Source organism: Streptomyces cinnamoneus, assembly GCF_002939475.1.
In the GTDB taxonomy this organism is placed as follows: Bacteria; Actinomycetota; Actinomycetes; order Streptomycetales; family Streptomycetaceae; genus Streptomyces; species Streptomyces cinnamoneus_A.
Genome location: NZ_PKFQ01000001.1, coordinates 4,130,127 through 4,153,920 on the forward strand (window position 1 = coordinate 4,130,127; position 23,794 = coordinate 4,153,920).

A 23,794-nucleotide genomic window follows, 5' to 3' on the forward strand; every position below is an offset into this window, starting at 1 on the left:
GCCTACGGGCGGGACAGTGACGCCGTCGCGTACAGGACGTCCTGGACGGCCTCCTCGTCGCCCAGCGAGCCCGCCGCCGCTTCGCCCGGGGAGACGTGGCCCGCGGCCAGGCGGCAGAACTCCACGCCGTCCAGGGCCACATGCGCCACCTCGCCCTCCGGCGTGCCCAGGGCCGCCGGGGAGTCCAGGGGGATGTACCAGTGCCCGCCGCCGCGGCCCTCGATCTCCAGGTGCAGGGCACGGCCCGGGGCGCCCACCGGGACCAGGCCGCGGGCCGGGGGTGCCAGGCCCGCCCGGCGTCGGGTCGCGATGACCGTCGGCAGCAGCCTCGCCGCCAGGTCGATCATGTGGTGCAGATGGGACGACGCCGGCGGCTCGTACGGATAGTCGACCGCCACCGCGATGTCCTCCGCGTGCACCCAGCACTCGAAGGCCCGGTCCAGGAAGGAGTCGCGCAGCGGCAGGCTGAGGGGCCCGTACGCCACGGGCACGCCGGCCACCTCGCCGCCCGCGAAGGACACGGCCCGCACCAGCGCCCGGCCCTGGTCGCGCCAGGCGGAGCGGACCTCGCCCGGCACCCCGTCCGCCGGTGGCGGCGACGGCGGCGGCAGGTCCAGGGCGCCCGCCAGGCGACCGTCCACCTCCGTCAGATGGCCGATCACCCCCGCCACCGTCACCTCGCGCTCCACCGGCTGCCTGCCGTCGAACCACGACAGCCGCACCGGCGCCCGCCACTCCGAGTCGCCGAAGTCGCGCAGCAGCGCGTCCAGCCGGGCGGTCTCCGCCTCGTAGGGCGCGGCCCAGTCGGGCACCGGCACCCGGGCGGGCCGGCGGCCCAGGGCGCCCGCGAGGACGCGGGAGCGCAGCGTGGGGTCGAGGTCCAGGCTGTCCTCGGGGTGCAGCAGCGCGACGGCGTCCCGCAGCCGCACGGCCTCGTCCGCGCAGGCGGCGCAGTCGGTCAGGTGCTCCTCGACGGCCGCGGTCTCCTCGGCCGAGCACGCGGCCAGCGCCCAGGCCCCGAGCAGGGACTTGAGCACGGGGTGGGGCGGCCGGGCCCCGGGGCGCGGCGCGCTCACCGGTGCGCCCCGCAGCCGCCCGGCGGGGAGACGGCCCGCGGGCCGTCGTGCGCGGTCGACAGCAGTTGTAAGCCGAGCCGCAGCCGGCGGCGCGCCTCGTCCTCCGTGACCCCCAGCCGCGCGGCGGCCTGGCGGTAGTCCAGGCGCCGGAAGTAGGCGAGGTCGAGCGCCGCCCGCAGGGGCGCCGGCATGGACGTGACGATGTAGTCCGCGCGGGCCGCGGCGCTCGCCGCGCGGACCTGCTCCTCGATCTCCTCGGGCGAGCGCTCCCCGTCGTCCGCCGCCCGCCGCAGCCGGCCGACGGCGTACCGGTGGGCGAGCCCGGCGATCCACGAGCGCAGCGGGCCGTGCCGGGGGTCGAACTCCTCGGGGTGCTCCCACACGTGGGCGAAGACCTCGCGCGTGACGCCGTCGGCGCCGCCCTCGTCGCCGAGGACGCGGTGGGCGAGGCCGTGCACGAGCGAGCCGAAGCGGTCGTACAGCTCGCCGAGCGCGGCGGCCTCGCCGTGCGCGAGCCGCTGCCGCATCTTGCGGTCCCACCGCGCCGGCGCGTCGTGAGTCATCCCGGCCTGCCCCCTGTCGCACGCGCTGTCGTACGTCTGTCCGCCGCCCCACCGCCGAATGTATCGGCCGGGTCCGACGGCGCACGAGCGAATGAGGAGAAAGCCGGAAAGGTGGACCTCCGAGACGGCCCCGCATGGTAGAGGTCTGGTCACTTCGGGTGGATATCCGGCCAAGACGTCCGATCGGTCCTGACCGGTCATGGTCATGGCTGAGCGAATGTGCCGATGTGTTATGCGGGTGTGACCGGATCTATGGGGATTAGGGGTCCGGGCTGGGCATAGGGTCATCAGCGGTCGGCTTATGCCGCGTCCTTGACTGCGGCGTTTCACATCACGCCCGACGGGGGAAGCGCCAGGCAGCCCGCACCGCGGAAGGGTCCATTCCATAGCAGTCCGAGTGAAGGGGCTCGAGCGCGTGACGTTGAAGGTGTTGGAGCACGAACAGGGGGACTGGGCCGTGCTCCAGGTCTGCGGCGAGATGGATCTGGTGACCTCGCCGTCGGTCCGGCAGCACGTGCACGACGCTGTCGCGGACGGGCGGCGCAGTCTGGTGCTCGACCTCGGGGAAGTCCGCTTCTGCGACTCCAGCGGCGTGGGGGTGCTGATCGCCGCCCGCCGCCTGATGCGCTCGTGCCAGGGGCGGCTGCGGCTGATCCTGCCCGAGCGCGGCGCCGTGGAGGGCTCGCACGTCAACAGGGTGCTGGGCGCCCTGGGGGTGCGCAGGCTCTTCGACGTCTACCCCGACCTCGACAGCGCGACCGCGGAGAGCACCGACCCGCTGTCGGCCTAGGCCGGCTCCCCGCCGTTCTCCCGCGGCGTCTCCCGGGGGAAGCGGGCCCGTACGACGAACCCGCCCTCCCGCGTCGCGTGCGCCTCCAGCGTCCCGCCCAGGCTCTGCGCCCGTTCCCTCAGCCCCACCAGGCCGTGCCCCCCGCCGGGCAGCTCCGGCGCCGGCACGGCCGCGTCCGCCGGACCGTTGCGGACCTCCACCACCAGCCCCGCCGGCTCCTCGCCGACCCGCACCCGCACCTTCGAACCGGGCGCGTGCTTGCGCACGTTGGTCAGCGCCTCCTGCACCGTGCGGAAGGCGGCCCGCTCCACGGCCTCCGAGCGCTCGGCGTCCGGCTCGCAGCGGTTCTCGTAGCTCACGTCGAGCGCGCTGAGCTCGATGAGCCGGGGCAGGTCCGCGAGGCGGGGCTGCGGCGTGAGCTCCTCGGTGTCGGCCCCCGCGGCGCGCAGGATGCCGACCATGTGACGCAGCTCGTCGAGGGTCCGCACGGACAGCTCGCGGATCGTCCGGGCGCCGGCCCTCGCCCGGGTGTCGTCGGTGCTGATCTGCACCGCACCCGCCTGCAGGCTGATCAGGCTGACCTGGTGGGCGACGACGTCGTGCATCTCGCGGGCCAGCCGGGCCCGCTCGGTGGCCAGCACCCGGTCGGCCAGCAGCCGGTCCTCGCGGGCCCGGCTGCGGGTCAGCTCGTCGAGCCGCTCGGCCAGTTCGCGGCGGGTGCGGGTGAGCAGGCCCAGCGCGATGGGGGTGGCCGCCACGACGAAGGCGTCGACCAGGTTGACGGCCGTCTCGCGCCGGTGCGACAGCGACAGGTCCGAGAGCGGGTACGGCACGAACTGGGCGGCCGCCATCAGCAGGCCCGTACAGGCGAGCAGCCACCGCCGCGGCCGCCGGGCCGCCACCGTGTACAGCGCGATCATGGGCGCGAGCCAGATGTACGAGAGGTACATGCCCGGCAGCCCCGCCAGGAACGCCGTGACGGGGAACCGGAGCCGCCACAGCAGCGCCACCGCGGCCAGCAGCGACACCCACAGCTGGAGTCCCGGCTCGACGCCGTTGACCAGCAGGGCGTCCCCGGCCGCCAGCAGCGCGGGCGCGACCACCGCCGCCCAGCCCGGCATCCGCGGGGGCGGCGAGGCGCGCCGGAAGGTCATCGGGTGCCGCCGCAGCGGCGCGCCGTCACCAGGCCCGCCCGGTCGGCGACGACCGCGGCCTGCACGCGGTTGAGCCCGCCCAGCTTGCCGAGCACCGCCCGGACGTGGTCCTTGACCGTGCTGGGCGCGAGCCCCATGCGTTCGGCGATCTGCGGGTTGGCCAGGCCCTCGCCGAGGTGGGCCAGCACCTCGCGCTCGCGCGGGGTCAGCGCCTGGACGGCCCGCGCGGCCGTGTTCTCCGCCTCGGCGGCCAGGTAACCCCCGATGACCGCGCGGGTGACGCCCGGGTCGAGGACGCTGCCGCCCGCCGCGAGGGTGCGCACGGCCCGTACGAGCTGTTCGGGGTCGGTGTCCTTGAGCAGGAAGCCGGCGGCGCCGTCGCGCAGCGCGGCGGCGAGGTACTCGTCGGTGTCGAAGGTGGTGAGCATGGCGACGGCGGGCGGGTGCGCGAGGGCCCGCAGCGCCCGCAGCACCGTCAGGCCGTCGACGTCGGGCATGCGCACGTCCAAGAGGACGACGTCGGGCGCGTGGCCGGTCACGGTGGCCACGGCGGCGCCGCCCCCGCAGTCCGCGACCACCTCGATGTCGGGGGCCGTGCCCAGGATCATGCGCAGCCCGGACCTGACGAGCTGCTCGTCGTCCACCACCGCTACACGGATCACCGCCCGCTCCCTCTTCCCTTGGTCACCGGAGCCCCCGGCGGCCTCCCTGACCCCTCCAGCGTGCCGCACCGGCGGGGCAAAGCGGAGTCTGTCACTCCACCCCTGGCAGGGCCCACCCCCGCCGACCGGCGGGGGTCGGCCGGGACCCACGACGGATTTCCGAACGAGTGTCCCGACCGGCAGAGTGCTGTCCATGCTGCACCATGCGGGGACCGGCCCCCGGATTACCGCCCGCGCGTGGCGCGCCCGCGCCCTCGTCGCGGCCGGTGTCCTCGCGGCCACCGTCCTCGCCACCGGGTGCGGCCCCGGATCGCAGGCCGCCGCGTCCCCCACACGCGGCGGTCTGTCCGTCTCCTACGAGGCCCCCGAGGGCGGCGGCGCCGGCGAGCGGGCCGCGCGGGCCTTCCTGACGGACCGCAGGCTCGCCGAGCAGGTCGCCCAGGACGTCAACGCCTCCGTGCGGCTGCCGAAGGGCGTCGAGATCGTCGGCCGCTCCTGCGACAAGGACGACACCCCCGAGTACCACCCGCAGACGGGCCGGATCGCCCTCTGCTACGGCTTCGTCGGCGAGGTCCGCCGGATGTTCGCGGCCGACCCCTCCTCCGGCGCGGGCGACCCCGACGAGCGCACCGCGGGCGTGATCACCGAGACGCTCTACCACGAGGCCGCCCACGCCCTCCTGGACAAGCTGGACCTGCCCTTCACCGGCCGCGAGGAGGACGTCGCGGACCAGTTCGCGGCCTACCGCCTGCTGCGGCAGGGGAAGAAGGGCCGCGCGGCGCTGCTGGCCGCCGCCGACAACTACGACCAGTACGCGCGCGAGAGCGGCCCCGACGACTTCGACCCCTCCGACGAGCACGCCCCCGACTCCGTCCGCAGCGTCAACTACCGCTGCTACCTCTACGGCTCGGCTCCCGACGCGTCCCGCGACATGGTCGGCCGCCAGGGCCTCACCGAGGAGCGGGCGGAGCTGTGCGAGGAGGAGTACGACGCCCTGCGGCGCGGCTGGAACACCCTCCTGCGCCCCTACGCCACCGGCCGCTGACCCTCACGGCCGGGGCCAGGGCGGCGGCGCGGCCGGCGCCGGGCCCAGCGTCGTGGTCCCGGGCGCGGCGCGGTGGCCCAGCCCCGTGCGGTAGGCGTCCAGGGCGGCCTCCGTGCGGCCCGTGCGCCGCAGCAGGTCGCCCAGCAGCCGGCACAGGTCGGCCAGGTCGCCGGCGGCCCCGGTGCGCTCCAGCAGGGACAGGGCGGCGCAGTAGTGCTCCTCCGCGGCCTCCGTGTCGCCGCGGTCCTCGGCGATGAGCCCCAGCAGCCGGTGCGCCCCGCCCGCGTGGACGGCGCCGCGTTCGGCGCCCAGCGCGGTGGGGGCCAGCAGCGGGCGCAGCAGCTCCTCTGCCTCGGCCGCCTTGCCCCGGCGCCGCAGCACGTCCGCCAGCTCGACCTCCACCTGCACGGTGAACAGCGTGGCGCGTTTGGAGGCCAGCATGTCGCGGGCCGTGCGCAGCTCGCTCTCGGCCTTCTTCAGATTGCCGTCCTGCGCGTGGACGTAGCCGCGCATCCAGTGGCAGTGGGCGAGCTCGGTGCGGATGTGCAGCTGCTGGTAGAGCTCCTGGGCCTTGGCGAGGGAGGCGTCGGCGTCGGCGATGCGCCCCTCGGCGATCAGCGTGCGGGCCACGCCGCGGTGCATGCCCGCCACGAGTGCCGGATTGTCCACCTGGGGTGCGAGCGCCAGCGCCAGCTCGGCAGCGTGCGCGGCCCGGGCGTGCGCCCCCATGTCCATGTACGGGGCGATGGAGGCGGTGTAGAGCAGCAGCAGGGCGTCGGGGTCGTGCAGCCCGGCGGCGTTCAGCTCGTCGACCGCCGTCTCCAGCAGGTAGCAGGCGTAGCGCAGTTCGCCCGCCAGCAGATGGGCGGTCGCGCGTCCGCGCAGGGCCGGCACGCGGCGCGGCAGCGGCTCGTGGGCCAGCAGCGCCTCGGCCTCGGCGAAGAGGTCGCGGGCGTCGGTGAGGTCTCCGGTCTCCAGCGCACAGTCGCCGAGCCCCAGCAGGGCGCCGAACTCCTCGGCCACCAGGGCGAAGGAGGCGGCCTCGTCCCGCAGGGCGCCGAAGAGGGCGGCGGCGTCCTCGGCGGCGCCGGTGGCCAGGGTCCGCCGGGCGTCGGTCAGCCGCATGCGCAGCACGGTCGCCAGGTGCGGCGGACGGCCGGTCGCCAGCTCGTCGACAGTGGTGCCCAGCCGGCCGGCGAGGTACCGCAGGGCGGTCTCGGAGGGCCGTACCCTGCCCGACTCCAGGGTGGAGATGTAGGCGGCGGTGTAGGCGGGTTCGGCGAGCTGTTTCTGGGTGAGCCCTCTTTCGGTGCGCAGCCGCAGGACGCGCCGCCCGATGTCGGCGGGCTCGTCCGCCCGTATGTCGTGGGTGCTGTTCTCCGCCACTTCCGCCCCTTGTACTTCGCGCCGTGGTTCAAACCCTGGGTTGAGTGCGTTGACGTGAGGATGCGACCGCGTCGTCCCGGTCCCGTCCGTACGGGCCTCAAGGACCGTGCGGGGCGGGGCCGCCGGAGTCGGCTCAGCCCGTCGGCCGGGCCGGGCACTGCGGACCGCCTCTCCCGCGTACCGCTCGACCATAAGGCCCCGGGGGACGGGGCCGTCCGCCCCGCCCGGCCGGCGGCCGGGCCCGGACCGTACTGAGGGGGACTCCGGGGACGACGCCGAGCGTGCGTGCGCCGGGAGCCCTTGGTACACGCTGCTCCATGGGGCCACTTATGCCCAGGACGGCCACCCTGCGCACAGGGCCGCGGACCGTGTGCGAGAGGAATTCCCGCAGTTCGAAAGGCATTTCGACCCCGCGCGGCGCATTTCCGTTCGCCGGCACGGCGGTTGCCGCACCTTTCTGCACGCGAACCATTGCCCCGCGACCTCCCGAACCCCTACGTTGATCCGCACCTTAACTCGACTTAACCCACCGCTTAATCGGTGGGTTCGGTTATGGGAGGAACCCCCCATGCACAGACGAATACCCTTCGTGGCGGGTGCGGCCGCCGCGACGCTCACGACCGTGCTCGCCACCGTCCTCGCGGCCGCCCCCGGCGCCTTCGCCGCCGGGCCGGACCCGCACGGAGGATCCACCCAGAGGGTGGAGTACTTCACCGAACCCGGTGGTCACCCCCACCACACCACCGTCCCGGCCGCCCCGCGCACCCCCGTCCAGGCCCTGCGCCCCTGGGTCAAGGGCGACGGCACGGTCACCTCCGTCGTCGACAACGGTCCCGTCGGCGCGAAGCTCGACGTCGTCTTCGTCGGCGACGGCTACACGGCCACCGAGCAGGAGGCCTTCCACGCGGCCGTCCGCGCCAAGTGGGCGAAGATGTCCGCGGTCGAGCCCTACGCCTCCAACCGGGGGCTGTTCAACGTCTGGGCCGTCGACGCCGTGTCGAGCGACTCGGGCGTCTCCGGCGACCCGGTCCAGGGCGTCGTGAAGAACACCGCCCTGGGCTCCCGCTTCTTCTGCGACGGCGTCGAGCGCCTGCTGTGCGTCGACACGGCCAAGGTCGAGTCGTACGCCGCCAAGGCCCCCGCCGCCGACCTGGTGGTCGTCCTCTCCCACTCCGCCAAGTACGGCGGCGCGGGCTACAACGACGTGGTGTCGAAGGTGGGTTACGACGGCATCGCCACCGCCTCGTCGGACCACGACAAGTCCGACCAGGTGGCGGTCCACGAGACCGGCCACTCGCTGGGCAAGCTCGCCGACGAGTACCAGTACGACGAGTACGGCACCTACACCGGCGACGAGCCCCGGGACGTCAACGTCAGCACGTTCGAGTCGGGCGCGATGAACGACCGGCGGCAGAAGTGGTACCGCTGGCTCGGCCAGACCTCGCCGGACGGCGGCACGGTCGGGTCCTTCGAAGGCGGCGGCTACTACCCGAAGGGCCTGTTCCGCCCGACCGAGAACTCGATCATGCGGTCGCTGGGCCGCGAGTTCAACCTGCCCGGGCGCGAGGCCATGGTCGCCGGTTTCTACCGGCACGCGCGCGTGCTCAGCAGCGACAGCGGCCCGGACGGCAAGGTCTCGCGCTGGGAGCGGGTGGTCGTGCGGCCCGCCGCGGCCCGCGTGGACCTGCGCTGGTACGTCGACGGCCGCGAGGTCGTCCAGGCCCGCGGGCACACCGACGTGCTGCCGCGCCAGATGGGCGTCCCTGCCGACGGCCGTCCGCACACGCTGACGGCGCGGGCGACCGACACCACGGACGCGGTGCGCGACCCGGAGCTGCGCAAGCGGCTGACGACCACGCTGTCCTGGCGGATCGCCGGCTGATCCGCCCCGGCTACGCGGGCTCGGCGTCCAGCACGTCCGAGCCCTCGTAGGCCCGGGCCAGCCGGTCGAAGCCCCGCGCCAGAGCGGCCCCCACCGCCGCCCGGACGACGTCGGCCGGCTCGCCCTCGGACAGCGCCCGGTGCATGGCGCCGAACACCGCCTCGCCGGCCGCCATGACCAGCCCGGCGAACAGTTCCAGCTCCGCCCGCTCACCGCGGCACCCCGGCCGCTCGGCGAGCCGCTCCGCGAGCAACCGCCTGCGCTCCTGCACGATCGGCAGGTAGCTGCGCCCGAGGGCGGGGCTCTCCAGCAGCACGCGGGCGAACACCCGGGCGTTGTCGACGGACTCCGCAGCGATCACGAGGTCGCACGCGTCGGCGTAGAACCGGCGCAGCCCGTCGAGGACCTCGGCACCGGTCGCCTTGTCCGCCACGGCCGCCGTGACACCCTCCCGGAACTGCTCGCGGCGGCTGAAGAAGATCTCCTCTTTGGACGCGAAGTGCGTGAAGACCGTGGCGGGGGCCACCTCCGCCGCCGCCGCGATCCGCGTCAGCGTGACCGCCTCGAAGCCCTCCTCGGCGAAGAGCCGGAAGGCCGCGTCGGAGATCGCGCGGCGGGTGCGCTCGCGCTTGCGGCCGCGCAGACCCGGGGCGGGGGCGGCCGCGGCGGTGCCGGTGGGGGACGACGTCATGGCCCCCAGGATAGCGACTCCCCGGCGAGAAATAGAGCTGCTATATTTTTAGAGCCGCTCTAATTCTGGCCCGCGGTCGCCGCCGCGGATTCCGCTCCGTGAGGATGTGAGGACGCCCCATGCCCACCGGTACGTCACCCGCGCGCACCGCACCCGGCCGGGTCCCCGTCCCACCGCCCGCCCCGGGCTCCCGGTCCGCCGCCGCCGTCCTGGCCATCGCCTGCGCGGCGCAGTTCATGGTCATCCTGGACGTGTCGATCGTGAACGTGGCGCTGCCCTCCATGCGCGCCGAGCTGCACCTGAGCGGGGCGGGCCAGCAGTGGATCGTCAACGCCTACACCCTCGGCTTCGCCGGGCTGTTGCTGCTCGGCGGCCGGATGGCCGACCTGATAGGCACCCGGCGCGCCTTCCTCGGCGGCCTCACCGTCTTCACCCTCGCCTCCCTCGCCGGCGGCTTCGCCACCAACGGGGCCTGGCTGATCGGCGCCCGCGCCGCCCAGGGCGTCGGCGGCGCGGTCCTCGCCCCGGCGACCCTGACGCTGATCATGACGACCTTCACCGAACCCGCCGCCCGCACCCGGGCGATGGGTGCGTGGAGCGCGGTCATGGCGGCGGGCGGCGCGGCGGGCGCGGTCGTCGGCGGGGTGCTCACGCAGTACGCCGGCTGGCGGTGGGTCCTGTTCGTCAACGTCCCCCTGGGTGCCGTGCTGCTGGCCGCCGCCCTGGTCTGCGTACGGGCCGGAGCCGTGCGCGAGGGCGGGCTGCGGCGCCTGGACCTGCCGGGCGCGGTGACGGTGACGGCGGGGCTGACCTCGCTCGTCTACGGCATCATCGCGAGCGAGACGCACGGCTGGGGCTCGCTCGCCGTGTGGGGGCCGGTCGCGGCGGCGGTGGTGCTGCTCGCGGCGTTCGTGGCCGTCGAGGCCCGGGCCGCCCATCCGCTCGTACCCCTGGCGATCTTCCGCCGCCGGACCCTCGCGACCGCCAACATGGTGGTCGTCGCGATCAGCGCGGCGATGTTCTCGATGTGGTTCCTGCTCTCGCTCTACCTCCAGCAGGCCCTCGGCTACAGCGCCGTCCGGGCCGGCCTGTGCTTCCTGCCGGGCTCCCTCGCGATCATCGTGGCCTCCCGGATCGCCACCCGGCTCCTGGGCCGCACCGGCGCCCGGCCGCTGCTGCTGACCGGCCTGGCCCTCAGCACCGCCGGCTTCGCCTGGCTCTCGCTCGTCGGCGGCCACGGCAGCTACGCGACCGACGTCGTGGCCCCCTTCGTGCTGGCCGCGTTCGGTACGGGACTGGCGACCATGCCCACGACGGTCACCGCCACCAGCGGCACCGCGCCCGGCGAGGCCGGTCTCGCCTCGGGCCTGGTCAACACCTCCCGGCAGGTCGGCGGCGCGCTCGGCCTCGCCCTGCTGGGCACGATCGCCTCCCACACCACGGCGGCCCGGCTGGCCGCCCACCCCGGGGACGTCCGGGACGCGCTGGCCGCGGGCTACGGCCGCGGGCTGCTGGTCGCGGCGGTCTGCACCGCCGTCGCCGCGCTGATCGGCCTGGCCCTGCCGCGCCGCCGCCCGGCCTCCTGACGGCGGCGGACGCCGGGGCGGGCCCGCAAAGCCCGGCCCGGCCCGGGCCGCCTGGCAACGCACACTCGCCGCGTCGTCGGGGTGGCGCCGTGCGCCCAAGCCGTGCGCCCAAAGAGGGCGTGGCCCGGGCCGCGCCCGTGGCCCGCGGTGCCCGCCAGCCGCTCAGCGCACCAGCTCCCGCTCCAGCGGGGTGCGGAACCGGGGCGTGACGCGGACCGCGCCCAGCCAGTCCGCCAGCCGGCCGGCCTCCGCCTCGACGGCCGCCACGGCCTCGCGGCCCACGTCCGCGAGGGCCCGCCACACGATCTCGCCGTCCGCGCGCTGGGCCCAGCCGCCGACGATCCGGCCGTTCCACCAGACGGTCGGGCCCACGTTGCCGGCCCGGTCGAAGAGGAAGGGGACGTGGTCGGGGGACAGGTACCAGTCGCGCTCGCGCCAGCCCATGGCCGTCGGGTCCAGCCCCGGCAGCAGCGCCGCCCAGTCGCCCGCCGGCTCCACGGGGCCGGTGTCGCCGGGCAGCGCGAAGCCGGGCCCGTGGCCGAGCCGCACGGCCTCGGCCCCGGCGTCCGCGAGCGCGGTGCGCGTGTCGCGCACCCCCCAGCCCGTCCACCACTTCAGGTCCGCCTCGGACGAGGGCCCGTACGAGGCGAGCCAGCGGCGCGCCAGCTCGGCCTTCGCCTCCCGCTCCGGCATCTCCGGCAGGCTCGGGGCGGGCGCCCAGGGGTACAGGCTGCTCGTCCACGACCCCCGGGGCCGGCCGCGCCGCACGTGGCCGTCGGACGCCAGCAGCCGCAACACCCGGCTGCCCACGCTCTGTCGCCCCTCGTACGGCTTGCCGGGCGAGGAGACGAGGGTCTCCTGGAGGTCGGGGACGTCCGCCGTCAGCTCGGCCGTCGTCGCCTCGCCCCGCGCGGCGAGCGCGTCGAGCGCCGCCCGCTCGGCCTCGGCGAGCCGTCGCCCGTCCCACGAGCCGCCCAGGCTCTTGAGCAGCGCGGCCCGTTCGCGGCGGGCGATCGTGCGGGCCGTGGAGGAGTTGACGCACGGGGCGACCTCGGTGCTCACGGCGAAGATCGTGCGCCGCATGGAGAGCAGCTTCACCACGGTCACGTCCTCGTACAGCCCCCGCTCGACCTCGGCCGGCGACGGCTCGGCGAGCCGGGCGCAGGCGGAGAGGAAGACGGTCGCGGGGTCGGTGGCGTGCAGCCCGACCAGCGCGTCGGCCACGGCCTCGACGGACGTGGCGCGCAGGGCGGGGGCGAGGAGGTGCCGGCGGCCGAGGCGGGCGCGGCGGTCGTCGTCACTGATGCGGGGGCCGGTGGTCATGGAGTGACGGTAGGGGCCCAGTAGGTCAGATCCCGGCCTCTGTCAGGGCCGGCGAGCCCGCCCGCGGAAGGAGGCGGCGGAGTTCTCCGGCGGGGCCGCCGACGAAGAACGGGAGCCGGACGTCCATGACGTCCGACTCCCGTCGGAAAGTGTGCGCTCGGCAGGATTCGAACCTGCAACCTCTTGATCCGTAGTCAAGTGCTCTATCCGTTAAGCTACGAGCGCTCGGCTCCCGGCAGTCCCTCAGGATCGGCCGGTCGGCGTTGCGGGAACAACTGTACATGAAGTATTCCGGTGCTTTTCCCCCGCTCCCGGCGACACCCCGGCGGCCGGCCGTACGATCCGGCGAGTGAAGCGACCGGTACGGGCCCGGTCGGGTGGGGGGTTGTGGGGCAATATGGCCTCATGGGCACCTACGCTGCACACGGCGGCCTGATTGCCGGGCGGTACCGGCTCGGCCGGAAGATCGGGCGCGGCGGCATGGGCACCGTATGGCGTGCCACGGACGAGCTGTTGGCCCGCGAGGTCGCGGTCAAAGAGCTCCACATGGACGAGCAGCAGTCGGCCCAGGAGGCCCAGGCCCAGCGTGACCGGATGCTGCGCGAGGCCCGCGCGGTCGCGCTGATCAAGCACCCGAACGTGATCGTCATGCACGACATCGTCGAGCAGGACGGCCGCCCCTGGATCGTGATGGAGCTCGTCGACGGCCGCTCGCTGTCGAGCCTGCTGGCCGCGGAGGGGCCCATCACCCCGCGGGAGGCGGCCCGCATCGGCGTGGCCATGCTGGGCGCGCTGCGCGCCGCCCACGCGCGCGGGGTGCTGCACCGGGACATCAAGCCCCCCAACGTCCTGCTGGAGAGCGGCACCGGGCGCGTCGTCCTCACCGACTTCGGCATCGCCCAGGTCTCGGGCGCCACGACGATCACCGAGACGGGGGCGTTCGTCGGCTCGCCCGAGTACACGGCCCCCGAGCGGATGTCGGGCGGGCCGGCGGGGCCGGAATCCGACCTGTGGTCGCTGGGGGTGCTGTTGTGCACCGCGATGAACGGTGAATCACCGTTCCACCGGGACTCGTTGGGCGGCATCCTGCACGCGGTGGTGTACGACGAGATCCGGCCACCGGGCACCGCCGGGCCCCTGCTCCCGGTCGTCCGCGGCCTGCTGGAGCGCGACCCCGCGCACCGCATGTCCGCCGACGAGGCGGAACGCCTGCTGACCGGCTATCTGGAGTCCAGGCGCGCGCCGGTCCCGGTGGCGTACACCCCGACGCGGACCGACCTGCCGGCGGGACGGCGGCAGACGCATGAGATCACCCGGGCCCGGAGCGCCCTGCTGGCGGCGATCACGATCGTCGCCCTGGCCGGCATGGGCGCGGGCGCCGCCGCGCTGCTCATGGACCGCGGGGGCACGCAGGCCGACGGCAGGACCCCGGCGCGCTCCAGCACCCTGAACACGCCCTCGGCCGTCCCCGAGCCGCCCGCCAGCGCCTCCGTCACCGCGCCCCCCGGCTACCGCTCCGTCCAGGACCCGGCCGGTTTCGCCCTGGCCGTGCCCGAGGGCTTCACCCGCTCCTTCGAGCCGCCGCGGATCTTCTACTACTCGCCTGGCAAGGAGTTCCGCATCGGCGTCCTCATCCAGGACCTCCAGGAGGGCGGCCCGATCGGCGTGATGCGCAGCTCCGCCGCCCTGGCCCCGGACCGCTACCCCGGCTACCGCGACGGCACGGTGGAGCGGGCCGAGCACAAGGGCCACCGCGCCGCCGTCTGGGAGTTCACCTGGGACGGCTTCGAGGAGAGCGAGAACAAGGCGCCGCAGGGCAGCCGCCACACGTACGACATCGCCTGGGACGAGGGGGAGAAGATGTACGACGTGTGGGTGTCGGCGCCGGCCGGGAAGGCCGAGGAGGGGCGGCGGTACTTCGACGCGGCCGTGTCGACGTTCGTCAGGACGAAGCCCGTCTCCTCCCCGTGAGGCGGGAGCGTCACAGAGGGGCGCCCGCGGCGGGCGGGGCCGCGGAGAACGCCTCGGGCGCCCGGCGGTCCGGGGCTCGTGACATCAGTGGGTTACCGATGGGTACCCAAAGCGGCCCACCCGGCATACGCTCACCCGCATGACGGACCCGCAGGACACTGGAACAGTCACCGATGGCAACTCCCGTAACCCCGCAGTCCCGGCGGGCGCCCGCGGCGCCGCCGACGTGGTCACCCCCGGCCTCGTCGACCGCCTGACCCGCTGCGTCGTCAGCACGGGCGGCACGACGACCAGCCGTACGCCGCTCACCGGCGACGTCCTGGCCGAACTGCCGGTCTCCACCCCCGAGGACGTCGCCGGGGCCTTCGCGCGGGCCCGGCAGGCGCAGCGCGCCTGGGCCGCCACGCCGGTGCGCCGGCGGGCGGCCGTGCTGCTGCGCTTCCACGACCTCGTGCTCGCCCGCCAGTCGGAGGTGCTGGACCTCATCCAGCTGGAGACCGGCAAGGCCCGGCTGCACGCGCACGAGGAGGTCCAGGCCGTCGCCGTCGCCGCCCGCCACTACGGGCACGCCGCGCCCGCCCTCCTGCGCCCCAAGGGCCACACCGGCGTCCTGCCCCTCCTGACCAAGGCCACCGAGCTGCGCCGGCCCCGCGGGGTCGTCGGCCAGATCGCGCCCTGGAACTACCCCTTCGAGCTGTCGGTCGGGGACGCCCTGCCCGCGTTCGCCGCGGGCAACGCGGTCGTGATGAAGCCCGACACCCAGACGGCGCTCACCGCCCTGTGGGCCCGGCGACTGCTCGTCGAGGCCGGCCTCCCCGAGGGCGTCTGGCAGGTCGTGCTCGGCGACGGCCCGGTCGTGGGGCCCGCCGTCGTGGCCCACGCCGACTACGTCTCCTTCACCGGCTCCACCCGCACCGGCCGCGAGGTCGCCCGGGGCGCGGCCGCCCGCCTGGTGGGCTGCTCGCTCGAACTGGGCGGCAAGAACGCCATGCTGGTGCTGCGCGACGCCGACGTGGAGAAGGCGGCGGCCGGCGCCGTCCGCGCCTGCTTCTCCTCCGCCGGTCAGCTGTGCGTCTCCATCGAGCGGCTGTACGTCCACTCCTCGCTGGCCGACGACTTCCTGCGCCGCTTCACCGCCCGCACCAAGGCGATGCGGCTCGGCACGGCCCTGGCGTACGGCGCCGACATGGGATCGCTCATATCCGCACGGCAGTTGGAGACCGTCACCCGCCACGTCGAGGAGGCCGTCGCCAAGGGCGCCACGGTCCTGGCGGGCGGCCGCCCCCGGCCCGACGTCGGCCCCTTCTTCCACGAGCCCACCATCCTGGACGGCGTGGAGCCGCCCATGGCCGTGTGCGCGGAGGAGACGTTCGGCCCCGTGGTGTCCGTCTACCGCTTCGACGACGAGGACGAGGCGGTGCGGCGGGCCAACGCCACCCCGTACGGCCTCAACGCCAGCGTGTGGACCACGGACGGGCGCCGGGGGCGGGCCCTCGCGGCCCGGCTGGACGCCGGCACCGTCAACGTCAACGAAGGCTACGCGGCGGCCTACGGCAGCGCGCGGGCACCGATGGGCGGCATGGGCGACTCGGGCCTGGGCCGGCGGCACGGCTCGGAGGGCCTCCTCAAGTACACCGAGGCCCAGACGGTCGCCCATCAGCGGATCATGCCGCTCGCACCGGCGTTCGGCCTGGACGACGAGCAGTACGCGCGCGTGATGACGCGCGGACTGCGCCTGCTGAAAGCGGTCCGCCTCCGCTGACCGGGGGAAGGATCCGGTGACCACGTCCGAACAGGAGGTACGGGTGACCCCGTCACAGACCGTGTCCAGCGCCGCGCGCGCCACCTCGTACGACTACGACGTCATCGTCGTCGGCTCCGGCTTCGGCGGCTCCGTCGCCGCCCTCCGCCTCACGGAGAAGGGCTACCGCGTCGGCGTCCTCGAAGCCGGCCGGCGCTTCACCCGCGACAGCCTGCCGAAGAACTCCTGGGACCTGCGCAACTACCTGTGGGCACCCGCCCTCGGTCTCTACGGCATCCAGCGCGTCCACCTCCTCGGCAACGTGATGGTCCTCGCGGGCGCGGGCGTCGGCGGCGGGTCGCTCAACTACGCCAACACGCTGTACGTACCGCCGAAGGCGTTCTTCGAGGACCCCCAGTGGGCCGGCATCACCGACTGGGAGGACGAACTCCGCCCGCACTACGCGCAGGCACGGCGCATGCTCGGAGTGCGGCTCAACCCGACCGTGACCGCCTCGGACGCGCACCTGAAGGCCGCCGCCGAGCGGATGGGCGTGGGCGACACCTTCCACATGGCGCCCGTCGGGGTCTTCTTCGGCGACGGCGACGACGCGGACGGCGCACGACGGGCCCGGCCCGGGGAGGAGGTCCCCGACCCCTACTTCGGCGGCGCCGGCCCGGCCCGCACGGCCTGCACCGAGTGCGGCGAGTGCATGACCGGCTGCCGGCACGGCGCGAAGAACACCCTCAACGAGAACTACCTCCACCTCGCCGAGCGCGCCGGGGCCGTCCTGCGCCCGATGACCACGGTCGTGGCCGTGAGCGAGCACCGGGACGGTGGCTTCCGCGTCGTCACCGTCCCCACCGACCGGCGCCGCAAGGCCCGCCCGCGCGTCCTGCGCGCCGAACGCGTGGTGCTGGCCGCCGGAACGTACGGCACGCAGACGCTGCTGCACACCATGCGGGACAAGGGCCTGCTGCCGCGCGTCTGCGACCGCCTCGGCGTGCTGACCCGGACGAACTCCGAGGCCCTGGTGGGGGCCCAGACCACCGACCGCCGCTACCGCAAGGCCCACGGCGCGGCCCGGGCCGACTTCACGCGGGGCGTCGCGATCACCTCGTCCGTCCACCCCGACGCCGACACCCACATCGAACCCGTGCGCTACGGCAAGGGCTCCAACGCCATGGGCGTCCTGTCCATCCTCCAGGTGCCGGTGGGGACGCGGGCGCCGCGCGCGCTGGCCTTCGCGGCCCGCTGCGCGCTGCACCCGCTGCAACTGGTGATGTCCCTCTCCAACCACCGCTGGTCGGAGCGCACGATCATCGGCCTCGTCATGCAGTCGCTGGACAACTCCCTGACCACGTACCGCAGGCCCAAGGGCCCCGGTAAGGGCCTGCTCACCGCCCGCCAGGGCCACGGCGCGCCCAATCCGAAGCAGATCCCGCAGGCCGCCCGGGCGGCGGAGCTCATCGCCCGGGAGATCAACGGCTTTCCGGGCAGCAACGTCGGCGAGCTGCTGGGCATGCCGCTGACCGCCCACTTCCTCGGCGGGTGCCCCATCGGCCCGGACCCCTCGCGGGGCGTCATCGACCCGTACCACCGGCTGTACGGCCATCCCGGCATCTCGGTGGTCGACGGCGCGGCCGTCTCGGCGAACCTGGGCGTCAACCCCTCCCTGACGATCACGGCGCAGGCGGAACGGGCGATGTCCCTCTGGCCGAACAAGGGGGACGCCGATCCCCGCCCGGCGCAGGGGAGCGCGTACGAGCGCGTGGCCGCGGTCGCGCCCCGTCAACCGGCGGTGCCCGAGGGGGCCTTCGGGGCACTGAGGCTGCCGATGCTGGATGTGCCGGTGGTCCCGAAGAAATCGGCAGAGGCGTAGCTCACGGGCACGTGTAAGGCCCGCGCTCCTTGGAACGCGGGCCTTACACGGCGCTGGTGGCGGGGTTACGCCGAGGCGTTGCCCTTGCGGCGCTTGACGAGGAAGAGCGCACCCGCGCCCGCGACCACGGCGGCACCGCCGATGCCCGCGACCACGGGCACGGCGGAGGACGAACCGGTCTCCGCGAGCTTGCCGGTGACGGGGATCTCGGCGCGCTCGCCCTGGGCGGTGGCCTTGTTCCCGGCAGCGGCCTGCTCGGCCTTGTGGGCCTGCTCGACGCTGCCCGGCTTCCCCGGCTTGCCCTTGGCGTCGCCGACCTTGCCGGGCTTGCTGCCGGGGGTGAGGACGGTGAAGTCGAACTGGCTGATCCCGTCGGAGCCGCACTTGCCGTCGGCACCGAAGGAGTGGCCGATGGTGAAGAAGTAGCCGGTTCCGGCCTGGGCCTTGTCGCCGGCCTTGATGCGCATCTTCGCGTCGGCGTACTCGCCCGGCTTGATGTTCTTCACGGTGGCGAAGTCGTAGTTGTCGAGGGCCCCGGCGCCGCCGCCCTCGATGGCCTTCCAGCTGCGGGTGGCCGGGTTGTACCACTCGACGGTCACGTCCAGCTGGGCGATGTCGTCGAGCTTGGGGTCGGCGGTGCCGAGCATCAGGGAGACGTCGGCCTCCACCACGGTGACCTTGGAGACGTTGGTCACCCGGTAGGTGAACTCGTGCCAGCCCGAGCCGGCGACGATCTTGCTCGGGAGGCCGCGCAGCCCGGTCTTGCCGCGGTCCTCGTCGAAGATCGGCGAGCAGGAGCCGGAGCGGCTGAACGAGGGCGACGGCGTGACCTGCGGGGCCTTGGAGGGCTCGGCCGAAGGCGTGGACGGCGCGGCGGAGGGCTTGGCCGACGGGGCGGGCCGGCTGCCGTCCGTCGTCCCGCTGCCGGGCCCGGTGGACGGCCGGGTCTCCTCGCCGGGCCGGCCGATCGGCGAGGGAGCGGCCGAGGGGGCGGCGGAGGCCGCGGGCTTGCCGTCCGCCGCGGGCGCGTGCTCGGCCGCGTGGGCGGGCGAGGCCACCAGCTGCGACAGGGGCCCGAGGGAGGTCAGGACGGCGCCGGGGGCGGCGAGCAGGGCGACGGGCCCGACTGCGGCCATGACGGCGGCGGTCGCCAGGGTGCGGCGAAACTTCATCGATCCTCTTCCGGAAGCGAACGATTACGCGTACATGACCGGTCGCTCACGGGAAAGGTTGTGGCTTACAGAGAAATGTCGGGCGCCGTGTGAGCGGACTCACTGCCGGCCCGCGGAGGGGTTGCGGCGGGACCACGGCGAAGGGCCCCGGGCCGGCTCCGCGGGGGCGTGCGGGCGGCCTCGGGGCCCTTGACTGCCGGCACCGAGGTCAGGGCAGAGTTCGGTGCCGCGGAGCGGCGCCGGGGGGAGCGCCGCGGGCTGAGAGATGGTTGAACCAATGGCGGTACGGGCCGGGGGGCTTGGCCTTCCCTTTGGCATCGTGCGGGATGAGCCGCGTCAAGCGCAACCGTTTCGACCGGATACGGTCGGTTCCAGGCGTCCCTGGAACCGACCGCCCCTTGGGTGGCGGCCGGGCTGCTGTCCCCTGCTGACCGGTCGCCTCGCCACCGGAGTGAGGTCCCACGACGCGCGTGCTCGCGCGTCACACACTCCGGTGGATCCGCCCTGTCGTTGCCGGGCGCCCAGATGAACAGGGACGGAAGCCACGCGTGGATCTCGGGGGCCGCTCCTGGCTGGTGCGGACACCGGGACCAACGAAGGCGGCCCGGGGCCGGTCACGCGCCGTACGGGTGACGGGCCCCGAACTCAGATGCGCCCGCGGCACAGTTCGAGCAGGGTCATGGCCAGTGCCGTGCCGGGCCTGCCGAGCTGCTCGCTGTAGTGGCCGAGGACCTCCATCTCGCGGGAGAGGCTGACGCGGCGGCCGCCGGAGGCGATGCGCTCGCGCTGGATCACCGCGGACACGGCCATCCGTTCCTGCACGAGCCCGATGATCCGGCCGTCGAGATCGTCGATCCGGCCGCGGGCGTCCGTGATCACGTCGACGGCCTCGTCGGTGTGGGCCCCGGTGGCGGCGGGCCGGCGGGTCGCGGTGGCGGCGGGGCTCTCGGTGGCGCTCATGTGTGTTTCTCCAAAAAGGGCGCGGCCCCCGGAGCGGCAGGACCCGGGAAAAACGACAGGCGCCCCGGGCCTTGTCGGCCCGGGGCGCCTGGGAAGTCGCTTGTCAGTTGCTCAAGCAGCACGACCATGGCAGCCGGACGGGCCCGGTGCCATAGGTAAAGACGAAGGTCAGGTGCTTGCGCATGGCCGACAGTATGGCCCGTGCGCGGCCCCGGGGCCAACGCGGACCCCGTCCGGGTTCGGATGGTGAGACAAAGGCAAGCGTCCGCGCCCCGGTAGAATCGACAAATACAGACCCCCTCTCGACCGCCGGAAGGCCGCTCCCGTGTCAGCAGCACCCCCCGCCGCCGTCCACGACAACACCGCGGAACCGGTGCTCGTTGTCGACTTCGGCGCGCAGTACGCCCAGCTCATCGCCCGCCGCGTCCGCGAGGCCCGGGTCTACAGCGAGATCGTCCCCAGCACCATGCCGGTGGCCGAGATGCTCGCGAAGAACCCGAAGGCGATCATCCTCTCCGGCGGCCCCTCGTCCGTGTACGAGGAGGGCGCCCCCCGCCTGGACGACGCCCGCGCCCTCTTCGAGGCCGGCGTCCCCGTCTTCGGCATGTGCTACGGCTTCCAGCTGATGGCCACCACGCTCGGCGGCACGGTCGACAACTCCGGCGCCCGCGAGTACGGCCGCACGCCGCTGGCCGTCACCAAGCCCGCCTCTACCCTCTTCGAGGGCACCCCGGTCGAGCAGTCGGTGTGGATGTCGCACGGCGACGCCTGCTCCGCCGCGCCCGAGGGCTTCACCGTCACCGCGTCCACGGACGTCGTGCCGGTCGCCGCCTTCGAGAACGACGAGAAGAAGCTCTACGGCGTGCAGTACCACCCCGAGGTGATGCACTCCACGCACGGCCAGCTGGTCCTGGAGCACTTCCTCTACCGCGGCGCGGGCATCGAGCCGACCTGGACCACGGGCAACGTGATCGAGGAGCAGGTCGAGGCCATCCGCGAGCAGGTCGGCAGCAAGCGCGCCATCTGCGGCCTGTCCGGCGGCGTGGACTCCGCCGTCGCCGCGGCCCTGGTGCAGAAGGCCATCGGCTCCCAGCTGACCTGCGTCTACGTCGACCACGGCCTGATGCGCAAGGGTGAGACCGAGCAGGTCGAGAAGGACTTCGTCGCGGCCACGGGCGTCCAGCTCAAGGTCGTGGACGCGCAGGAGCGGTTCCTCGCCGCGCTCGCCGGCGTCTCCGACCCGGAGACCAAGCGGAAGATCATCGGCCGGGAGTTCATCCGCGTCTTCGAGCAGGCGCAGGCCGAGATCGTCGCCGAGGGCGCGGCCGACGGCGAGGACGTCGCGTTCCTCGTCCAGGGCACGCTCTACCCGGACATCGTCGAGTCCGGCGGCGGCACCGGCACGGCCAACATCAAGTCCCACCACAACGTGGGCGGCCTCCCCGAGGACCTGGAGTTCGAGCTCGTCGAGCCGCTGCGCCAGCTGTTCAAGGACGAGGTCCGCATGGTCGGCCAGGAGCTGGGCCTGCCGGACGAGATCGTCCAGCGCCAGCCCTTCCCGGGCCCGGGCCTGGGCATCCGCATCGTCGGCGAGGTCACGCGCGAGCGCCTGGACCTGCTGCGCGAGGCCGACGCCATCGCCCGCGAGGAGCTCACCGCCGCCGGCCTGGACCGCGAGATCTGGCAGTGCCCGGTCGTCCTGCTGGCCGACGTCCGCAGCGTGGGCGTCCAGGGTGACGGCCGTACGTACGGCCACCCGATCGTGCTGCGCCCGGTCTCGTCCGAGGACGCCATGACGGCGGACTGGACCCGGATGCCGTACGAGGTGCTGGCGCGGATCTCCACGCGCATCACCAACGAGGTGCGTGACGTGAACCGCGTGGTGCTCGACGTGACGAGCAAGCCGCCGGGGACGATCGAGTGGGAGTAGTCCTACCGGTCCTCTCGTAGGGCCACAGGGCCACAGGGCCATCAGGCCAACGCCGCCGCCGTCGCTCATTCGTTTGAGCGGCGGCGGTGGCGTTGGCGGTGGGTACGCTGACCGTACGGCCGAGAATCCCGTCCATGGGAGGAACCATGACCGCTGAGCCCGCGCACGCCTGGCCGGTGCCGCCGCCGGACGGTTACACCGTGGCCGACCTGCTGACGCTGCCCGACCTCCCGCCGCACACGGAGTTGATCGACGGGAGCCTGGTTTTCGTGAGTCCTCAGCGGAACTTTCACAGCATCGTGATCGATTTGCTGGTCGAAGGCTTGCGCCGGACTGTGCCGCCCGGGCTGAAGGTCCGCCGTGAGATGACCGTTGTGATCGATCAGCACAACGCTCCGGAACCGGACATCTCTGTTCTGCGTGCCGCGTCGGTGCGAAGTTACGATCAGACCTACTACCCGGTGAGGGATGTTCTCCTTGCGGTCGAGGTGGTCTCCCCTGATTCCGTGTCCCGCGATTCCGTGACCAAACCGTTCAAATACGCTCTCGCGGGCATCCCTTACTTCTGGCGGGTCGAGATGGCGGGTGTCGAGGGCTATCCGGTCGTCCATGCCTTCGAGCTCGACAAGGAGACCCGTACATACGTACCGACCGGAACGTACCGGGATGCACTCAAGTTCACCGCCCCCTTCGACATCGACATCGATCTGACCGAGATCGACAAGCTCTAGGCGTCCCGCGCGCAGCCCCTGGTCTCCCTCGGTACCCGGCGGTAGCTTCCGTGTCGTAGCCACGGACCACCGAAGCCGGAGGAGCTCCGCCATGTCGCAGGCCACCGCCCCCGAGCCCGTACCCACCGACCAGCTGCACTTCGCCATGCCGCCCAAGCACGACTCCGTCGAGGGCGAGCGGCGGTACCGCAAGGAGCGGCTCGCGGCCGCGCTCCGCCTCTTCGGGCGCTTCGGCTTCGAGGAGGGCGTCGCGGGGCACATCACCGCGCGCGACCCGGAGTTCACCGACCACTTCTGGGTCAACCCCTTCGGGATGTCCTTCAAGCACATCACCGTCTCCGACCTGATCCTCGTCAATCACCGGGGGCAGGTCGTCGAGGGCCGCTACCACGTCAACCAGGCCGCGTTCGCGATCCACTCGCAGATCCACCGGGCCCGCCCCGACGTCGTGGCCGCCGCGCACAGCCACTCCACGTACGGGCGGGCGCTGTCCGCCCTCGGCGAGCTGCTGGAGCCGATCACGCAGGACGTCTGCGCCTTCTACCAGGACCACGCGCTCTTCGACGACTACACGGGCGTCGTCGTGGACGAGGAGGAGGGCCGGCGCATCGCGACCGCCCTCGGGCCGCACAAGGCCGTCATCCTGCGGAATCACGGACTGCTGACCGTCGGCGACTCGGTGGACGCGGCGGCGTGGTGGTTCATCACGATGGAACGTTCCTGCCAGGTGCAGCTGGCGGCGAAGGCGGCCGGGAAGCCGGTGCACATCGACGCGGCGAGCGCCGAGCACACCCGTGACCAGCTGGGCAACGACCTGGCCGCGTGGATCAACTACCAGCCGCTGTACCAGCAGATCACGCGCAGCGAACCGGAGCTGCTGGGCTGACGCGGCCCGTGGCCCGACCCCCGCCGACCAGCAGGTCACCGGCGGCTCCAAGCCCAAGCCGATGGACCACTTCGGCAACGGCCACGGCGACTGGAACCTCAGTTGGGAGCAGTGGCTGGCGGGCAGCGCGCTGGGCGTCCGCACCGGCGGCTGAGCGGCCGGCCGCCGGTGCGACGGCGCGCGCCCCCAAGCTTGCCCCAAGGCTGCCCCAAGCCTGTGGATAACTTCCTCACCCTCATGAGACCCCTGCGCCCCGCGGTCGTCCACAGGCTTGAACGCCGGCCGGCATCCCCACGTATGGTCGGATGACGGCCGCGGCGCCCCGGAGGCGCCCGCGGCGTCGATCGTGTGCGGCAAGGGAAA

Annotated in this window: 19 protein-coding genes and 1 tRNA gene; 10 read left to right on the plus strand and 10 right to left on the minus strand. The window is 73.8% G+C overall.

The genetic code is table 11. The features are described from left to right. Nucleotides 1-2: 2 nt before the first annotated feature. Both CYQ11_RS18240 and CYQ11_RS18245 read right to left on the minus strand, forming a co-directional pair. Entirely contained in the window at nt 3-1,076 is a 1,074-nt protein-coding gene (locus CYQ11_RS18240) for a zf-HC2 domain-containing protein (RefSeq protein ID WP_240003624.1), read from the minus strand. Further along, nucleotides 1,073-1,639 carry an RNA polymerase sigma factor gene (locus tag CYQ11_RS18245; RefSeq protein WP_099201753.1) on the minus strand — a complete coding sequence of 189 codons (567 nt, stop codon included), beginning with the start codon at nt 1,637-1,639 and terminating at the stop codon, nt 1,073-1,075. Before CYQ11_RS18245 ends, CYQ11_RS18240 begins: the two co-directional genes overlap by 4 nt. A gap of 415 nt (nt 1,640-2,054) precedes the next feature. Here CYQ11_RS18245 and CYQ11_RS18250 point away from each other — a divergent pair, with 415 nt between their 5' ends. After that, a complete protein-coding gene (locus CYQ11_RS18250; RefSeq protein WP_099201868.1) occupies nt 2,055-2,429 on the plus strand; it encodes an STAS domain-containing protein in 375 nt (124 codons plus the stop codon). Here the strand turns inward: CYQ11_RS18250 and CYQ11_RS18255 are convergent. Next, on the minus strand, nt 2,426-3,583 hold the full coding sequence (locus CYQ11_RS18255) for a sensor histidine kinase (protein ID WP_240003623.1): 1,158 nt from the start codon (nt 3,581-3,583) through the stop codon (nt 2,426-2,428). The genes CYQ11_RS18250 and CYQ11_RS18255 overlap by 4 nt on opposite strands. Continuing rightward, nucleotides 3,580-4,245, minus strand: coding sequence for a response regulator (locus CYQ11_RS18260; protein WP_099201751.1), 666 nt, complete (start codon nt 4,243-4,245; stop codon nt 3,580-3,582). Before CYQ11_RS18260 ends, CYQ11_RS18255 begins: the two co-directional genes overlap by 4 nt. A gap of 193 nt (nt 4,246-4,438) precedes the next feature. On the opposite strand from CYQ11_RS18260, the gene CYQ11_RS18265 reads away from it, so the two are divergent. Then, the gene (locus CYQ11_RS18265; protein ID WP_181143695.1) at nt 4,439-5,290 is read left to right on the plus strand and encodes a DUF4344 domain-containing metallopeptidase; all 852 of its coding nucleotides are present in this window, start codon (nt 4,439-4,441) and stop codon (nt 5,288-5,290) included. 3 nt (nt 5,291-5,293) lie between these two features. Here CYQ11_RS18265 and CYQ11_RS18270 read toward each other — a convergent pair whose 3' ends face one another. Further along, entirely contained in the window at nt 5,294-6,676 is a 1,383-nt protein-coding gene (locus tag CYQ11_RS18270; RefSeq protein WP_099201749.1) for a helix-turn-helix domain-containing protein, read from the minus strand. A 568-nt stretch (nt 6,677-7,244) separates the two neighbouring features. Here CYQ11_RS18270 and CYQ11_RS18275 point away from each other — a divergent pair. Beyond that, a complete protein-coding gene (locus tag CYQ11_RS18275) occupies nt 7,245-8,558 on the plus strand; it encodes a M64 family metallopeptidase (protein ID WP_099201748.1) in 1,314 nt (437 codons plus the stop codon). Nucleotides 8,559-8,568: 10 nt separating this feature from the next. On the opposite strand, the gene CYQ11_RS30340 is transcribed toward CYQ11_RS18275, so the two are convergent. Continuing rightward, nucleotides 8,569-9,249, minus strand: a complete 681-nt coding sequence (locus CYQ11_RS30340; RefSeq protein ID WP_099201747.1) for a TetR/AcrR family transcriptional regulator — start codon at nt 9,247-9,249, stop codon at nt 8,569-8,571. Between the two features lie 119 nt (nt 9,250-9,368). Between CYQ11_RS30340 and CYQ11_RS18285 the strand changes: the two genes are divergently transcribed. Further along, a complete protein-coding gene (locus CYQ11_RS18285; RefSeq protein ID WP_099201746.1) occupies nt 9,369-10,835 on the plus strand; it encodes an MFS transporter in 1,467 nt (488 codons plus the stop codon). A gap of 162 nt (nt 10,836-10,997) precedes the next feature. Here CYQ11_RS18285 and CYQ11_RS18290 read toward each other — a convergent pair whose 3' ends face one another. Beyond that, nucleotides 10,998-12,158 (minus strand): winged helix DNA-binding domain-containing protein, encoded by a 1,161-nt coding sequence (locus tag CYQ11_RS18290; protein WP_099201745.1) that lies wholly within the window; start codon nt 12,156-12,158, stop codon nt 10,998-11,000. A gap of 152 nt (nt 12,159-12,310) precedes the next feature. After that, nucleotides 12,311-12,383 (minus strand) — tRNA-Arg (locus tag CYQ11_RS18295). A 180-nt stretch (nt 12,384-12,563) separates the two neighbouring features. On the opposite strand from CYQ11_RS18295, the gene CYQ11_RS18300 reads away from it, so the two are divergent. The 3 genes from CYQ11_RS18300 to CYQ11_RS18310 all read left to right on the plus strand — a co-directional run bounded on the left by CYQ11_RS18300 (nt 12,564) and on the right by CYQ11_RS18310 (nt 17,752). Next, entirely contained in the window at nt 12,564-14,129 is a 1,566-nt protein-coding gene (locus CYQ11_RS18300; protein WP_099201744.1) for a serine/threonine-protein kinase, read from the plus strand. A 139-nt stretch (nt 14,130-14,268) separates the two neighbouring features. Continuing rightward, complete coding sequence (locus tag CYQ11_RS18305; RefSeq protein ID WP_099201743.1) at nt 14,269-15,891, plus strand: succinic semialdehyde dehydrogenase; 1,623 nt, start codon at nt 14,269-14,271, stop codon at nt 15,889-15,891. A 43-nt stretch (nt 15,892-15,934) separates the two neighbouring features. Then, complete coding sequence (locus CYQ11_RS18310; protein ID WP_099201867.1) at nt 15,935-17,752, plus strand: GMC oxidoreductase; 1,818 nt, start codon at nt 15,935-15,937, stop codon at nt 17,750-17,752. Between the two features lie 65 nt (nt 17,753-17,817). Here the strand turns inward: CYQ11_RS18310 and CYQ11_RS29605 are convergent, their stop codons facing one another. Together CYQ11_RS29605 and CYQ11_RS18325 are read right to left on the minus strand one after the other, a co-directional pair. After that, the gene (locus CYQ11_RS29605) at nt 17,818-18,924 is read right to left on the minus strand and encodes an LAETG motif-containing sortase-dependent surface protein (protein ID WP_181143696.1); all 1,107 of its coding nucleotides are present in this window, start codon (nt 18,922-18,924) and stop codon (nt 17,818-17,820) included. A gap of 645 nt (nt 18,925-19,569) precedes the next feature. Next, nucleotides 19,570-19,884: a chorismate mutase gene (locus CYQ11_RS18325; protein WP_099197848.1), complete on the minus strand. Its 315-nt coding sequence runs from the start codon at nt 19,882-19,884 to the stop codon at nt 19,570-19,572. A gap of 325 nt (nt 19,885-20,209) precedes the next feature. Between CYQ11_RS18325 and guaA the strand changes: the two genes are divergently transcribed. The 3 genes from guaA (at nt 20,210) to CYQ11_RS18340 (ending at nt 23,431) form a co-directional block, all read left to right on the plus strand. After that, nucleotides 20,210-21,814 (plus strand): glutamine-hydrolyzing GMP synthase, encoded by a 1,605-nt coding sequence (gene guaA / locus CYQ11_RS18330; RefSeq protein ID WP_099201740.1) that lies wholly within the window; start codon nt 20,210-20,212, stop codon nt 21,812-21,814. A gap of 146 nt (nt 21,815-21,960) precedes the next feature. Beyond that, nucleotides 21,961-22,545, plus strand: coding sequence for a Uma2 family endonuclease (locus CYQ11_RS18335; RefSeq protein WP_240003622.1), 585 nt, complete (start codon nt 21,961-21,963; stop codon nt 22,543-22,545). Nucleotides 22,546-22,636: 91 nt separating this feature from the next. Beyond that, a complete protein-coding gene (locus tag CYQ11_RS18340) occupies nt 22,637-23,431 on the plus strand; it encodes a class II aldolase/adducin family protein (protein ID WP_099201738.1) in 795 nt (264 codons plus the stop codon). The last annotated feature ends 363 nt before the right edge of the window (nt 23,432-23,794 follow it).